This is a genomic window from Bradyrhizobium sp. SZCCHNR2028, assembly GCF_032380995.1.
Lineage (GTDB): Bacteria > Pseudomonadota > Alphaproteobacteria > Rhizobiales > Xanthobacteraceae > Bradyrhizobium.
The window spans coordinates 261,280-275,342 of sequence record NZ_JAUHJF010000006.1; the positions used below are offsets into that span (position 1 = coordinate 261,280).

Here is a 14,063-nt window from a genome sequence, read left to right on the forward strand (position 1 = left end):
CATACGCACGCAGAAATCCGTTGACGCAGCTCAATCGCCATCAGGCGGCACGCGCCGGCGGCTCAGCCAGCCAATCACATTTCAGTTATGGCGTTGGTTGATGCTCAAGCGTTCATCAGGGGCTGAACGTCGCGAGCTGTGCGGCGAGCGCCTCGCGAACGCGCGGGACGACGTCGGCATAGTCACGTCGCGCATCCTGGCGGAACAGCCGCACGCTCGGATACCACGGACTGTCGTCACGGCCGAGCAGCCAGCGATAGTCCGGCGTGAAGGGCAGCATGATCCAGGTCGGCTTGCCCAGCGCGCCGGCCAGATGCGCCACGCTGGTATCGACGGTGATGACGAGGTCGAGATTATCGATCAGCGCCGCGGTATCGACGAAGTCACCGATGTCGGCGGTGAGATCGAGAATGTCGTCGCGCGCGGCGAGCACGGCCTTGTCGGACGACCGAGGCTCCTTCTGCAGACTGACGAACCGCGCGCCAATCTCGAACAGCGGCGCGAGCGTCGGCAACGGCATCGAACGGTTGTGATCGTTGAGATGCGCGGGGTTGCCCGACCAGACCAGGCCCACCCGCAAGCGGTCATGCGGACCGAGTCGCTGCTCCCAGATCGCGCGGCGCGCCTCGGGAGGGCGCGGCAGGTAGCAGGGCGCGGCAGGGATCGTATCGAGCCGGGTGTCAAACGCGAGCGGCAGGCTCGACAGCGGACAGTGATAGTCGATGGCAGGCAGCGCATCGATGCCGCGGGCAAGACACTGCGCCACGCCGTCCAGGCCGGACAGAAGCGGCTGCAGCGGCGCGTCGACCTCGAGCACGACGCGCGCACCCTGCGCGGCCACCATTGTGGCGTAGCGCGAAAACTGGATCGTGTCGCCGAGCCCCTCGTCGCTATGGAGCAGGATCGTCTTGCCGGCGAGGGGCGCGTCCGCAAGCCACAGCGGCGCCTCGAAGCTGCGCTCGACGAAGCCGACGGCGCGACATTTTCGTCCCCATTCGCGCGCCGCCCAGCCACGGGCGAAGTCGCCGGTCAACAGCCGGAACAGCGCCGCGTTCCAATGCGCATCGGCCAGATCAGGCCGCAGCGCGACGGCGCGATCGAAGCTTTCGAACGCCTCTGCGAAGCGATGCAGCTCGGCCAGCGACGTGCCGCGATGATTGTGGAAATCCGCGGTCTGCGGCCGGAGCGCGATCGCCTTGTCGAACATGGCGACGGCGTCATCATGACGGCCGAGGTTCTGCAGGATGCATCCATAGCCATTGGCGAAGTCGGGATTGTCAGGCGCCAGCACCTGCGCGCGATGGCCGAGAGTCTCGGCTTCCTGGTAGCGGCGCAGCCGCCGCAGCGCGATGCCCTTCAGGTACAGCACGCCCGCCTGATCCGGCATCACCGCCAGCGACTGCCCGAAGCGCGAGATGGCCTGCTCGTAGTGGCCAGCATCGAAATGAAGCGCTCCGGCCTTGTTGGCCGCCTCGACATGATCTGGCTTGAGCTGTGCCACCTGATCGAAGGCCAGCGCCGCCTCGTCACGCCGGCCCTGGGCTTCGAGCACCTCGCCGAGACGAAACCACGTCGCGGCACGATCGGGCGCGAGCTGCAGCAGCCGATCGCAGGCCAGCGCCGCCTCGGCGTGCCGCTCCCTCAGTTGCAGCAGTTCGCCAAGCGCATCCCAGCTCTCCACCGCATCCGGCTGCAGCTGCAGCGCGCGATCATAGGCCTTGATCGCTTCATCGACGCGGCCGGAGTCCCGCAGCGCCTGCGCCAAGCCGACGAAGGACTCCGCTGCGGAAACGTCCTGCCGAACGGCGCGGGCAAACCACTCGATCGCATCATCGGCGCGCCTGAGCGCCAGGCAGACCCGGCCCATCGCACGTAGCGCGTCGATGGAAGCCGCATCCAGCGTCAGGGCGCGGCGGCACGCATCCTCGGCCTGCTCGAGCTGTCCGGCGCGCAGCAGCCGCAAGGCGGCGGCACACAGCGCATCAGGCGTATCGCTGTGGCCCATCGATCCGGATTTGACCGGGGGCTTGCCGGCGGGCCGGCGCGGCTTGTGCTTCATCAGGGGATCTCTGCGCTCGTGCTGCAAGCGGTAGATGATTCCCCGATGCGCGGAAAGATTGCGTGGGCGTCAGGAGACCGGTGCCGGCGCCAGCGGCACCGCCTCGAGGCCGCCGAAGCGACGCTCGCGGCCGCGGAACGAGGCGAGCGCCTGCGCCAGATCTGCGGCATCGAAATCGGGCCACATCCGCTGGGTGAAATGCAGCTCGGCATAGGCGCCTTCCCAGAGCAGGAAATCGGACAGGCGCTGCTCGCCCGAGGTGCGGATGATCAGGTCGACGTCGCGCAAGCCGGCTTCGCCCGTCACGAGGTCGGAGAACGCCGCACGCGTCAGGCCGTCGATCTCGCGGACTTTCGCTGCGGCCTCGAGGATCGCGTCGCGCGCCGAGTAGTCGACGGCGATGCGCAGGTGCAGGGTGCTGCCATTGCGGGTTGCCGCTTCGGCCCGGCCGATGGCGTCGGCGATGCCGCCGGGCAGCCGGTCGCGGCGGCCGATCACGGTGAGGCGGACGCCGTTGCGCACCAGCGACTCCACCTCGCTAGCGAGATAGACCCGCAACAGCGCCATCAAGGCGGCGACCTCGGCACGCGGGCGTCGCCAATTGTCGCTGGAGAACGCATACAGCGTCAGCGTCCCGATGCCCTGGTCGGGCGCGGCTTCGACGACGCGACGGATCGCGTCGACGCCCGCCTCGTGCCCGCGCAGCCGCGACAGGCCCTTGCGCGTCGCCCAGCGGCCGTTGCCGTCCATGATGATGCCGACATGCAGGCCATCCGACACAGCAGGTGATTTCGGTTGCAGACTACTTTGCATTGCAAAGCTCCAGGTCAAAAAAATGCGATGCGCGATTCAGACGCGGCCGGGGATCAGGCCGACCGACGATGGCGTATGCTCCTTGCCGGCAGCGGCCGCGGCGTCGCGGACGAGGCGCTCGAGCACGGCGAGATAATCGAGGAAGCGGCGGCGTCCCGCCTTGGTCAGCCGACAAGTGGTGTGAGGGCGATTGCCCTCATAGCCCTTGGTGACCTCGACGAGGCCCGCCTCCTGCAGCACCTGCAGGTGCCGCGACAGATTGCCGTCGGTCAGTCCGCAGAGCTGCTTGAGGTCGGCAAAAGCGAGACCCTTCGGGTGCGCCATCAGCGAGGTGAGCAGGCCGAGCCGGGCCTTCTCGTGGATGACGCGATCGAGGCCGTCATAGGAGAACGGCGCGCTGCCGTCAGTCTTCGACATCGGACTCTCCGGTCGCAAAATACAGAATGCCCGCCATCAGCCCCTGTCCGATCGCGAACGGAAGCCCCATCGTCCATGGCGACAGCGCATGCGTGGCGCTGCCCACCAGCAGCACCGCGAAGCCGGCCAGGAAATAGAACGCCCCGGCCAGCGCCACCGTGCGCGGCAGCGAGCGCACCGACGCAAACACGCCGAGCGACATCAGGATCTGCCACAGGCCCGGCAGCATCCACAGCGCCTCCGGCGCGAACTTCCACAAGAGCACCGCGAGCAACACGCCAGCGATGCCCGCCGGTAGGAACTGCTCGACCGCCTGGTGGATCATCGCGTCCGCAAGGCCGGAATGATGCCGGCGCGACCGCGCCCGCATCTCGAACCAGATCATCGTCAGCGAGACACAGGCTGCCGCCGCCCATCCGAGCAGGAACGTCCACGCGTCCGCCGTCGGGTCGCGCAGAAACAGCTGCTGAAGCAGTGCCGTGACCAGCGCAACGGCCGAGGTCGCGGCCATCGTCGCCGGCCCGTAGCCGCGAAATGCCGTGCCCGCCGCAAGCTGGCTACGGATCGCAATGATGTCCGCCAGCGCCTTGTCGAGGTCGCGCATGTCTCACCTGAAGCCGGGACCGGCTCGTTCAACTTTGCAATACAAAGTATATACGAACGCAAAGTCGATGCAAGCCCGCGCGAACCCGGAGCGCGCCTGCGTCAGCCGATCGGCCGCGCGTGCCGAGCTCGGTCGAGGGTGTCAGTAATACGAATAGCGGTGCACGCGGCGCGGCGGCGGCATGTCGACATAGACCGAGGGGCCGCGGCGGGCAGGATCGAACGCGACGCGCGGATTGATGCCACAGCCTGCATTGCGCCCGGAGGCGCTCGCCCGGCACTGCTCGAAGGTGTGATAGGAGCAGTCGCCGGGATAGCCGACGCCCCGGCCCTGCACACACCAGGGATAGTCGTAACCGCCTGCGGAGGCCGGCGCGATACCGCCACCAAGTGCAACGCCGACGAGGCCGGCTGCCATCATCATCACCTTGCGCATGATCTGTTCCTCTTCTGGCCGGAGGGTTGCACCACACCGGCATGGTCAAAAAACGACAAATCGGCGGAACGGATCACCAACCAAGGCAGTGACGTGTCGCATGCGCGGCGCGCCGCCTTCAGCCCTCGACTCCCGTCTGGCGGGCCGGCGCCGCATCGAGAACATGTTGCGGCGGCCGACCAGCGATTGCGTCGCTTCGTCCTATTCGACCTTCAGGCCGGCGAACTCGACGACCTTCTTCCACTTCTCGGTCTCGGCGACGATCTGGGCGCCAAACTGCTCCGGCGACTGGATCAGCGGCTCGCCGCCGAGGTCGACCAGACGCGCCTTGATCTCTGGCTCGGCCAGGATGACGTTGACCTGCTTGTTGAGCTTCTCGATGATCTCCTTGGGCGTGTTCTTCGGCGCGCCGATGCCGAACAGCGCGCTCGCCTCGTAGCCGGGCACGGTCTCGGCGACGGCCTGGACGTCCGGCAATTGCGGCGAACGCTGCTGGGTGGTGACGCCGAGCGCCCGCAACGAGCCGGAGCGGATGTGCTGGATGATGGAGGGCATGTTGTCGAAGATGACCTGCACCTGGCCGCCGAGCATGTCGGTGATTGCGGGCGCCGCGCCGCGATAGGGCACGTGCTGCATCTTGGTGCCGGTCATCGCCATGAACATCTCGCCCGACAGATGCACCGAGGTGCCGTTGCCGGACGAGGCCATGTTCACCTTGCCGGGGTTCTCCTTCAGGTAAGCGATGAACTCGGCGACGTTCTTGGCCCCGATGTCCTTGTTGACGGTCATCACGTTGGGGACGCGGTTGAGCGAGGCCACCGGCGCGATATCGCGAACGAAATTAAACTTCAGGTTGGTGTAGAGGCTCGCATTGATGTAGTTGGCCGGATTGACCAGCAGCACGGTGTGGCCGTCGGCCGCCGCGTTCACGACGGCATCGGTGCCGATATTATTGCCGGCGCCCGGCTTGTTCTCGACGATGAACTGCTGACCGAGCGTCTCGGACAGCCGCTGGCCGATCAGCCGCGCCAGGATGTCGGTCGCGCCACCCGGAGGATAACCCACCACGAAGCGGACCGGACGGGTGGGATAGTCGGCCGCGGACGCTTTGCCAACGGCAGCGATGGACGGAACGGCGGAGGCGATCAGACCAAGCGCGGTACGACGTGAAATCATGCGTTTCCTCAGGCATTATCTTTGAGCGGCGGCTAACGAGCCGCCGGGATCGAATGTAACAGAGTGCCGCGATGGCGGCGAGATCGATATCCAATCAGGAGGGAAGAGCCCATGCCGATCAAGGTCGATGCGCTCGATCATCTGGTCATCAATGTCGCCGACGTCGACCGCACGACGGCGTGGTACCAACAGGTGCTGGGCATGACGGTCCAGGTGTTCGATCCCGGACAAGGCAAGGTGAGGCGCACGTCGTTGCTGTTCGGGAACCAGAAGATCAACGTGCGACCGAAGGACGCGGACAAGGTCGACTGGTTCACGGCTGACCATGTAGCGGCCGGCAGCGACGACCTCTGTTTCCTCACCGCCAGCACCCCAGACGAGGTGGTGGCGCATCTCACGGCGCTCGGCATCGCTGTCGAGGAAGGTCCGGTCGCCAAGCAGGGCGCACGCGGCACCCTGCGCTCGGTATATTGCCGCGACCCCGACGGCAGCCTGATCGAGATCTCCTCGTATCAGGATTGAGCCGAGGCCGCCCTGAGGTCATTTCGTCACGGTCTCGCCGCTCTTGTCCATTTTCGCGACGATCTCGCTGCGCGACCATCCGGTCAGTTGCGCGAGATCCGTCGCCTGCGTGGCGAAACGTGCGGCGAGACTGTCCCGGTAGGTCTTCGCCGCGGCACAGGACGCCTCGCCGCGCCAGGGATGATGCTGGACATAGCGGCCCTGGAAATTGCTGCGGTCCTTGGTCTCGGCGAAGACGATGTCCTCGGGGAAGGACTTCGCATCGTAGCGTACGTGCAGCCGGGTCACGAAGGCGTTGGCTCCGGCCGTGCCCCGGCGGAGGCTGAAGGCGGTGTCATCGTCGCTGCCGATCCAGCGCGCGCCGAGCTCGACCAGCTCCTTGTTGCTCATCGGATCGGCGGCGCAGGGATCGCACCACGCCATGTCCCAGGCATATTCGACGAACACCGCCTGCATGTTCTCGCGCGCGACGGCCCGCTCGAACAGCGCCTTGTAGAACGGCCCGAACTCGTCCTTCACATAGAGCGGGACATCGATATCGGATGGGATCTTCACCGTGCGATAATTGGCCGCCTCGATGCGGCCACTCCTGGTGAGTGCATAGATGATCAGGTCCTGCGGTCCCCTGGCGTTGACCGTGCCGAGCCGCAGCGGCACCATGAACTTGAGACTCTGGTACCGCACCTGCAACGGCCGCAGGGTGCCGTTGCCGATGTTCTTCATCCGCTCGACATTGACCTTGGCCACGAAGAACCGCATGCCCTGCCTGATATAGCTGCCGAGCACCGCGTCCGCGCCCTGCGGAATGCGATAATTGTTGTCGGTCAGCCAGCGCGTCAGCCCGTCGCTCTCCTGCGCCGACAGGATCAGCACGTCGTATTCGGCGACGTCGTAGCTGGCCTCGACGGTGACGCCATAGTTCCGCCGGGCCATCTCATGGACAGCGCCTGCCATCATCGGCGCCGCCGGCATCGCCCGCGCCGCAACGACGACCGGCGCGCATGGATCGGCGTCATGATATTCGACCAGCCGCGGCGCGGTGTATTTGTCGAGATGGTCGATCGTCTTCGGCTCGACCACGCCGATCTGCTTGCGCTCGATGAAGGTCGGCACGGGGACGACCACCGCGAACTCCTTCACGTCGCCCTCGAAGTCGCTGGCCATCGTGATCGCAGTCTGCTCGCCATCGCGGGCGAGCACGACCTTCGATGACTGGTTGAACAGCTTCGCGTCGGCCTGGGCGACATAGAAGCCGCAAAACGCATTCGCCGGCGCCATCGCCGCGTTCGCCAGGATCGCGGTGGCCGCGACGCCGGTGCGGAAGAGCTTGCTGTAACGCAGGGTCATGTCGACACTCCTTCGGGAACGGACGAACGCCAGGAAAAGCGGGTCTCAGGGACGAGTCGGTCGAGCAGCAGCGTGAGCGGCGACAGCGCGATCAGCGACACGTAGAGCGCCGGCCGCATCTGCAGGACGAAGGTGAGGTAGTACGCAGCGACCGCAACGCTCAGCGCGAACAGCAGCCGGCCGACGCGCGAGTCCGGCGAGGTGCGCGGGTCGGAGATCATGAAGAACGTGAAGATCAGCAGCGAGCCGCTCTGCAGCTGATGCACGGGGATCGCCAGGGGATCGCCGAGCCAGGCGGCGCGCAGCAGCAGCAGTGCGGCATGGCTGGCGAAGAAATAGACTGCGATGTCGGCGCGCCGGGAGGCGCTGAGCACCAGGATCGCGAAGAAGCCGGCGAGGCTCGCGAACCAGATCTCCGTCCCCCATTGGCCGGGCGAGATCCACACGCCCTTGGAGCTGAACAGCAGCACCACGATCGCCAGCCCCGCCGGGTTGAACACGTGCTTGCCGTCGATGCGCAGCACGAATTTCGAGCCGATGGCGATCACGGCTGCCGCCGCATGCAGCCACAGCGCATCGGCGCGCAACAGCAGGCTGAGCGACGGGCCGGTGATCAACGGTGACTTGAGATCGAGCGGCGCGCCGGAGATGCGGCAGCAGACCGCCTGCGTGAGCAGCGCCAGGGCGACCGCGACCACACTCGCTGCGGGACGCGCGCCGAGATCGATCATGGCGAAATTGATCGCGAGCAGCGTCGCCAATGCCGCGATCTGGAAATAGCGGGCATCGGGCAGCCGCCATGGTCGTGGCTCGGCCAGCATGCAAACCTCCGGGCGTGTCTTGCCGCGCCATTGGTCGCCCGCGAACGGAGACGGGTTCAATCCCGATTTGATCGCAGCGACGCAAGGTGGCAGAAGATGACGACGAGAACGAAGCGGCCGGAGACAGGCCGTACTCAAGAACGACGGGAGCGAAGATGAAGGGAACGACGATGGCAGCGGGCACCGTGACGCCGTTCGACGGCATGGACGTGCCCTGGCTGTTGAAGCTGCGCAGCGAGACCCGGCGCGACCATCCGTTCCTGATCTCCGCGCCGTTCGATGCACCGGCGCGCCGCTGGACCTACGGCGCGTTTCACGAACGTGTCGGCGCCTTGGCGGCCGGTCTGGTCAAGCGCGGCGTCAAGCCTGGCGATGCCGTGCTGATCCATCTCGACAATTGCGTCGAGGCGATGCTTGCCTGGTTTGCCTGCGTCGAGCTGGGCGCGCTCGCCGTCACGACCAACACGCGCTCGGCGGCCGCCGAGATGAGCTATTTCGCCGGCCATTGCCGTGCGGTGGCCGCGATCACCCAGCCGGCCTATGCCGAGATGATCTCGGCGCATTGCCGCGGCATCCGCTGGCTTGCGGTCATCTCGCATGATCCGGGGCAGCTGGACACAGCAGCGGTCGGGGTGGGCGATCGCTTCGAGACGCTGTTTGCCGACAGCGCCGACCGGCCGCGGCGCGCGGTCGATCCGCTCGCGCCGTGCAGCGTGCAGTACACGTCGGGCACGACGTCTCGGCCGAAGGCGGTGCTGTGGACGCATGCCAACGCGCTATGGGGCGCCAAGGTCAACGCCGCTCATGAAGACCTGCATCAGGGCGACGTGCACCAGACCTATTTGCCGCTGTTCCACACCAACGCGCTGGCCTACTCGATGCTGGCAACGCTCTGGGTCGGCGCGACCTGCGTGATTCAGCCGCGCTTCTCGGCGAGCCGCTTCTGGAGCGTGGCGCTCGAGCATGGCTGCACCTGGACCTCGACCATCCCGTTCTGCATGAAGGCGCTGCTCGACCAGGAGGTGCCGAAGCATCACAAATTCCGGCTGTGGGGCACGGCGGTGTCCGAGCCGCCCGCCTTCGCCAAGTTCGGCATCAAGATCATCGGCTGGTGGGGCATGACCGAGACCATCACCCACGGCATCGTCGGCGAGGTCGACCAGCCGAACGCGCCGATGTCGATCGGCCGCGCCGCGCCGGAATACACCATCCGCATCACCGACGATGACGGCCGGCCGACCGAGGTCGGCGCCACCGGCAATCTCGCCATCAAGGGCGTGCCCGGCCTGTCGCTGTTTGCGGAGTATCTCTACAATGAGGAGGCGACGCGGACGAGCTACGATGCCGACGGCTTCTTCCTCACCGGCGACCGCGTCACGCGGCTGGAAAACGGCTTCATCAAGTTCGGCGACCGCACCAAGGACATGCTCAAGGTCGGTGGCGAGAACGTCGCGGCGTCCGAGATCGAGCAGGTGATCATCACCGTGCCCGGCGTGCGCGAGACCGCCGTCGTCGCCAAGAAGCATCCGATGCTGGACGAGGTGCCGGTTGCGTTCGTCATCCCGCAGGTCGGGGTCGCGCGCGAGGAGCTGCCCGAGAAGGTGCTGGCCGCCTGCCGCGCCGGCCTCGCCGACTTCAAGGTGCCGCGCGAGGTGAAGCTGGTCGACGAGATGCCGCGCTCGACCCTGGAGAAGGTCGCAAAGGCCGAGCTGCGCAAGTTGCTGGATTGAACCGAGGTTACGACACGCGGTCCTAATGCGCGCCCATCGCGACCGGGCGAAACGCCTGCAGCAGCTGCTGGTCGAGCTTCGGGCCCATGTTCTCCATGATCTGAAACGCGCGCGCATGCGTGAAGGCCGGTCGATAGGCGCGGTGCTCGATCAGCGCGGCGTAGATGTCGACGATCGTGGTGAGGCGGACGATGTCGCTGATCTGCTCGTTGTGCAGCGCGTCGGGATAGCCGGAGCCGTCGAGGAACTCGTGGTGATGCAGGATCACGTCGAGCATCTCCGGCGGGAAGCCGCCCTGCCGCCACAGCGCCTCGTAGCCACGGCGCGGATGCTGGCGCAGCAGCGCGATCTCCTCCGCCGTCAGCTTGCCCTGCTTGTCGAGGACGGCGACCGGAATGAACGCCTTGCCGACGTCGTGCAGCAGCGCCGCGCGGACCAGCCGGCGCTGATCGTCGTCGCGCATGCCCAGATGAATCGAGAAGCCGACCGCGAGGCCGGTCACGAACAGGCAATGCCGATAGGTGTCGTTGTGATGGCAGCCGACCACGGTCATCCACTCGCGCAGCGAGGAGTGCTTGATCGCCTTCAGGATCTTGTTCTCGGCCGCGACGATGTCCTCCATCGTCAACTGGACGCCGGCGGGCAGCTTCTCGAAGATCTTGACCATGACGGCCTGCGCCGCCTCGACGCCGCGATTGAGCAGCTTGCCGCGATCGGTCTCGTCATAGCCGTCGTCGGCGGGAAGCGCCGAGCGAATGCGCTGCAGCACGTCGGCGGGGCTGAACGGACGCGCAATGGTGTCGGTGGCGCCCAGCGCCCATGCCTGCATGGTGGCATGGTGCAGCGCCTCGGCGAGCACGAACAGGCGGGGCACCTCGCTATAGGCGCGCGACGAGAGCTTCTTGCGCACCCGCTGCACGCTCTCCGGCGAGCGCAGGTTGATGTCGACGATGACGCCGGAGAAGCGGTTGCCGGGGTTCTCGGGGATCTCGGTGGTCGGCATCATGTCGACATCGCCGACCGAGCGCAGGATGCGCGCCAGCTCGCTGCTCTGGTCACCGCGATCCGACGCGAGCAGGAGATGGCGCCTGGTCGCGGTCTGGGTCACGGTCTGCTTGGCTGTCGCGCTCATACGTGCTCGCCCCCTGCGGTTTGCTGCCCATGCAAGTTACCGGCATACGGGTTCGTCGCGGCTTAAGCCGATCATTCAAGCTGTATCGTTTCAGGTGAGCGAGACGTTAAGGGAATCGTTCAAATCGTGCGGCGCGGGGATGTGACTGCGGCGCAAAAAGCAACCGCCAGAGACGGGCTCCGGCGGTTCCCAGATACAGCGATGGTCTCGCGACGACGCTACGCCTTCATCGCCGCCTTGACCGCTGCGGCGGTGATCGGCAGCGAGCGCAGCCGCGCGCCACAGGCGTTGTAGATGGCGTTGCCGAGCGCCGGCGCGACCACGGTCACCGCGGGCTCGCCGACGCCGGTCGCCTTCTCCCCATTGGCGATCACGGCGATCGCGACCTCCGGCACCTGGCTCATCCTCAGCGGCGTGTAGCTGTCGAAGTTGGTCTGCTCGATGCCGCCGTCCTTCAAAGTCGCCTTCTCGTACATCGCGAGCGACAAGCCCCACAGCGCCGCGCCCTCGACCTGGGCGCGGATGTTGTCGGGATGGACCTGCGTGCCGACGTCGGTCGCCACCGTGAGCTTCTTCACCGTGACCGCCCCCGAAGGGGCAACCGCGACATGGGCGACGCACGCCGTCCAGCTCGCGGTGGCGCGCTCCTGCGACGACACGCAGGACACGCCCATGCCTTCGCCCGGCGGCAGCTTCTTGGCGCCGTAGCCGGACAGGCCCATCGCCGCCAGCAGCGTGTTGCGCAGCCGCTGCGCGCCGCCGTCGTTCTTGCCCTTGCCGTCGAGCAGCGCGATGCGGAACTGCGCCGGGTCCTGCCCCGAGGCCACCGCGATCTCGTCGATCATGCTCTCGACCGCCCAGAACGTCCAACCCGGCGCCACCGAGCGCAATTGCCCGGACGGCGTCGCATTGTGGGCGAGCTCGTTCTTGATCGCGCGCACATGGTGGTTGGGCACCGTGTAGAAGAAGTCGGCACCGTTGACCGTGAAGGAGTCGAGCGGCCCCTTCTTGTCGACCGAGGGCGACAGGAAGTCGGGGATGCCCCAGCGCGCCGTCGGCCACGCCGAGACGACGTCATGGCTCAGGGCGATGAGCTTGCCATTGCTGTCGAGGCCCGCCTTGACCTTCTGGTAGGTGAGCGGCCGCGAGTAGTCCATCGTCATGTCGTTCTCGCGGGAGTAGATCACCTTGACCGGCTTGCCGACCGCCTTGGCCGCCTGCACCGCCGGCACCATCATGTCGGCATCGAGCCTGCGGCCGAAGCCGCCGCCGAGCCAGGCCTGGTGCATCACGACGTATTTCGGATCGATCCCGGCGGCACCTGCCGCGATCGCGCCGGAGCGGGTCGCGAACTGATTGCCGGAGTAGATGTGCAGGATGTCGCCCTTGAACTCGGCGGTCGCGTTCATCGGCTCCAGCGGCGCATGGATGTTGATGCTGGTGGTGTACTCCGCCTCCAGCACCTTGGCCGCGCCCGACAAAGCCGCCGTGGCATCGCCGTCCTTGACGAAGAACTGCCCGGCGTCGTCCTGCGCCTGCAGCCGCATCGCCTCGGTGATGATGGTGTCGGTGCTGACATTGGCATACGGGCCCTTGTCGTAGCTGATCTTGAGCGCGTCCGCCGCCTTTCTGGCGTTGGCATAGGTATTGGCGACCGCGACCACCCAGCCCGAGGTCGAGCCGGTCTTGTCGTCGAGCGTCACTGCCTTGATGAAGCCCGGCACCTTCTTGGCCTCGGAGTCGTCGACCGCCGTGACCGTCGCGCCGAAGCGCACCGGCGGCGTGACGACCTTGCCGTAGACCATGCCCGGCAGCATCGTATCGATGCCATATTTCGCCGTGCCGTTGGTCTTGGAGGGGATGTCGAGCTGCGGCACCGAGACGCCGATCATGGTGTACTGATCGGGCGTCTTGAGCGTCAGCGCCTTCAACTCGTCGGCTGAGAAGCTCTTGGTGATCTTGCCGCTCTTGACGATCTCGGCATAGGTCATCTGCTTCTTCGATTTCGGATGCATGACAACGCTGTCGCGCACCACGAGCTCCTTTGCCGGCACGCCCATCGCGGTCGCGGCCGCCTCGGTGAGCGCGATGCGGCCGGCGGCGCCGGCGCGGCTCATGGCGTCGAAGTTCATCATCGTGCTCCAGCTGCCGCCTGTGATCTGGGCGCCGAGCACGGGATCGTTGTACTTCGGATCGTTGGAGGAGAGTTGGACCCGCATGTCCTTCCAGGCGGCGCCGAGCTCCTCGCAGACGATCTGCGCCATGGTAGATGCGATGTGCTGGCCCATGTCGGCCTTGCCGCAGGTCACGGTCACGATGCCATCCGGCGCAATCGCGTACCACACGCTGGGCTCGAAGTTCGCAGGTGCCGCTGCTGCGAGCGCGTGACCAGGCAGCCCGGCATAGCCGAGCACGAGACCGGTGGCGGCGGTGCCGACCAGGAAGGAGCGGCGGCTGAGATCGGTGGCCATCGTCGGCGATGCTTTCACATGCTGGTTCATGTCGCCCTCCGGTCGCTCGTGTTGGACGCGGTGCGCATCTCGGACGCGGCGCGCTGGATCGCCTTCTGAATCCGCGAATAGGTCATGCAGCGGCAGAGATTGCCGTCCATATGCGCGACGATCTCCTCCTTGGTCGGGCTCGTGGTCTTGGCGAGCAGCGAGGCCGCCTGCATGATCTGGCCGGACTGGCAGTAGCCGCATTGCGGCACCTGCTCGGCGATCCACGCCTTCTGCAACGGATGATCGCCCTTCTGCGACAGCCCCTCGATGGTGGTGATCTTCTTGTTCGCGACGTCGCCGACCATAGTCTGGCACGAGCGCACGGCCTCGCCGTTGACATGAACGGTGCAGGCTCCGCACAGCCCGGCGCCGCAGCCGAACTTGGTGCCGGTCATCTGCAACTGCTCGCGGATGACCCATAGCAGCGGCGTGTCATGCGCCGCGTCGACGGACATGGTCCGCCCGTTGATGGTGAGATTGGGCATTTGGTTTCTTCCCCGCCCGGC

General features: G+C 66.5%; 13 protein-coding genes. 2 read left to right on the plus strand and 11 right to left on the minus strand.

Annotated elements, in window-relative coordinates:
• Positions 1-115 precede the first annotated feature (115 nt).
• The 6 genes from QX121_RS13200 to QX121_RS13225 form a co-directional block, all read right to left on the minus strand.
• Positions 116-2,059, minus strand: coding sequence for a tetratricopeptide repeat protein (locus tag QX121_RS13200; RefSeq protein WP_315812141.1), 1,944 nt, complete (start codon positions 2,057-2,059; stop codon positions 116-118).
• A gap of 69 nt (positions 2,060-2,128) precedes the next feature.
• The gene (locus QX121_RS13205) at positions 2,129-2,872 is read right to left on the minus strand and encodes a di-trans,poly-cis-decaprenylcistransferase (protein ID WP_315812142.1); all 744 of its coding nucleotides are present in this window, start codon (positions 2,870-2,872) and stop codon (positions 2,129-2,131) included.
• Between the two features lie 36 nt (positions 2,873-2,908).
• Positions 2,909-3,289: a transcriptional regulator gene (locus QX121_RS13210; protein WP_315735483.1), complete on the minus strand. Its 381-nt coding sequence runs from the start codon at positions 3,287-3,289 to the stop codon at positions 2,909-2,911.
• Positions 3,276-3,893: a hypothetical protein gene (locus tag QX121_RS13215; RefSeq protein ID WP_315735485.1), complete on the minus strand. Its 618-nt coding sequence runs from the start codon at positions 3,891-3,893 to the stop codon at positions 3,276-3,278. Before QX121_RS13215 ends, QX121_RS13210 begins: the two co-directional genes overlap by 14 nt.
• A gap of 141 nt (positions 3,894-4,034) precedes the next feature.
• On the minus strand, positions 4,035-4,328 hold the full coding sequence (locus QX121_RS13220; RefSeq protein ID WP_315735488.1) for a DUF3551 domain-containing protein: 294 nt from the start codon (positions 4,326-4,328) through the stop codon (positions 4,035-4,037).
• 201 nt (positions 4,329-4,529) lie between these two features.
• Positions 4,530-5,504, minus strand: coding sequence for a tripartite tricarboxylate transporter substrate binding protein (locus tag QX121_RS13225; protein ID WP_315735490.1), 975 nt, complete (start codon positions 5,502-5,504; stop codon positions 4,530-4,532).
• Positions 5,505-5,615: 111 nt separating this feature from the next.
• Between QX121_RS13225 and QX121_RS13230 the strand changes: the two genes are divergently transcribed.
• Entirely contained in the window at positions 5,616-6,026 is a 411-nt protein-coding gene (locus QX121_RS13230) for a VOC family protein (protein ID WP_315775782.1), read from the plus strand.
• Between the two features lie 18 nt (positions 6,027-6,044).
• Here QX121_RS13230 and QX121_RS13235 read toward each other — a convergent pair whose 3' ends face one another.
• Together QX121_RS13235 and QX121_RS13240 are read right to left on the minus strand one after the other, a co-directional pair.
• Positions 6,045-7,373, minus strand: a complete 1,329-nt coding sequence (locus tag QX121_RS13235) for a DUF2330 domain-containing protein (RefSeq protein ID WP_315812143.1) — start codon at positions 7,371-7,373, stop codon at positions 6,045-6,047.
• Positions 7,370-8,194 (minus strand): RnfABCDGE type electron transport complex subunit D, encoded by an 825-nt coding sequence (locus QX121_RS13240; protein ID WP_315812144.1) that lies wholly within the window; start codon positions 8,192-8,194, stop codon positions 7,370-7,372. The genes QX121_RS13235 and QX121_RS13240 overlap by 4 nt, the downstream gene beginning before the upstream one ends.
• A 155-nt stretch (positions 8,195-8,349) precedes the next feature.
• Here QX121_RS13240 and QX121_RS13245 point away from each other — a divergent pair, with 155 nt between their 5' ends.
• Positions 8,350-9,924, plus strand: a complete 1,575-nt coding sequence (locus QX121_RS13245; RefSeq protein ID WP_315812145.1) for an AMP-binding protein — start codon at positions 8,350-8,352, stop codon at positions 9,922-9,924.
• Between the two features lie 22 nt (positions 9,925-9,946).
• Here the strand turns inward: QX121_RS13245 and QX121_RS13250 are convergent, their stop codons facing one another.
• The 3 genes from QX121_RS13250 to QX121_RS13260 all read right to left on the minus strand — a co-directional run bounded on the left by QX121_RS13250 (position 9,947) and on the right by QX121_RS13260 (position 14,042).
• The gene (locus QX121_RS13250) at positions 9,947-11,056 is read right to left on the minus strand and encodes an HD-GYP domain-containing protein (protein ID WP_315735500.1); all 1,110 of its coding nucleotides are present in this window, start codon (positions 11,054-11,056) and stop codon (positions 9,947-9,949) included.
• 218 nt (positions 11,057-11,274) lie between these two features.
• Entirely contained in the window at positions 11,275-13,557 is a 2,283-nt protein-coding gene (locus QX121_RS13255) for a xanthine dehydrogenase family protein molybdopterin-binding subunit (protein WP_315812146.1), read from the minus strand.
• The gene (locus QX121_RS13260) at positions 13,554-14,042 is read right to left on the minus strand and encodes a (2Fe-2S)-binding protein (RefSeq protein ID WP_315735504.1); all 489 of its coding nucleotides are present in this window, start codon (positions 14,040-14,042) and stop codon (positions 13,554-13,556) included. The genes QX121_RS13255 and QX121_RS13260 overlap by 4 nt, the downstream gene beginning before the upstream one ends.
• Positions 14,043-14,063 lie beyond the last annotated feature (21 nt).

What these genes read in the sequence shown, in the direction of transcription:
- QX121_RS13200 (WP_315812141.1), bottom strand. Translation starts at nt 2,059, where the DNA reads ATGAAGCACAAGCCGCGCCGGCCCGCCGGCAAGCCCCCGGTCAAATCC.
- QX121_RS13205 (WP_315812142.1), bottom strand. Translation starts at nt 2,872, where the DNA reads ATGCAAAGTAGTCTGCAACCGAAATCACCTGCTGTGTCGGATGGCCTG.
- QX121_RS13210 (WP_315735483.1), bottom strand. Translation starts at nt 3,289, where the DNA reads ATGTCGAAGACTGACGGCAGCGCGCCGTTCTCCTATGACGGCCTCGAT.
- QX121_RS13215 (WP_315735485.1), bottom strand. Translation starts at nt 3,893, where the DNA reads ATGCGCGACCTCGACAAGGCGCTGGCGGACATCATTGCGATCCGTAGC.
- QX121_RS13220 (WP_315735488.1), bottom strand. Translation starts at nt 4,328, where the DNA reads ATGCGCAAGGTGATGATGATGGCAGCCGGCCTCGTCGGCGTTGCACTT.
- QX121_RS13225 (WP_315735490.1), bottom strand. Translation starts at nt 5,504, where the DNA reads ATGATTTCACGTCGTACCGCGCTTGGTCTGATCGCCTCCGCCGTTCCG.
- QX121_RS13230 (WP_315775782.1), top strand. Translation starts at nt 5,616, where the DNA reads ATGCCGATCAAGGTCGATGCGCTCGATCATCTGGTCATCAATGTCGCC.
- QX121_RS13235 (WP_315812143.1), bottom strand. Translation starts at nt 7,373, where the DNA reads ATGACCCTGCGTTACAGCAAGCTCTTCCGCACCGGCGTCGCGGCCACC.
- QX121_RS13240 (WP_315812144.1), bottom strand. Translation starts at nt 8,194, where the DNA reads ATGCTGGCCGAGCCACGACCATGGCGGCTGCCCGATGCCCGCTATTTC.
- QX121_RS13245 (WP_315812145.1), top strand. Translation starts at nt 8,350, where the DNA reads ATGAAGGGAACGACGATGGCAGCGGGCACCGTGACGCCGTTCGACGGC.
- QX121_RS13250 (WP_315735500.1), bottom strand. Translation starts at nt 11,056, where the DNA reads ATGAGCGCGACAGCCAAGCAGACCGTGACCCAGACCGCGACCAGGCGC.
- QX121_RS13255 (WP_315812146.1), bottom strand. Translation starts at nt 13,557, where the DNA reads ATGAACCAGCATGTGAAAGCATCGCCGACGATGGCCACCGATCTCAGC.
- QX121_RS13260 (WP_315735504.1), bottom strand. Translation starts at nt 14,042, where the DNA reads ATGCCCAATCTCACCATCAACGGGCGGACCATGTCCGTCGACGCGGCG.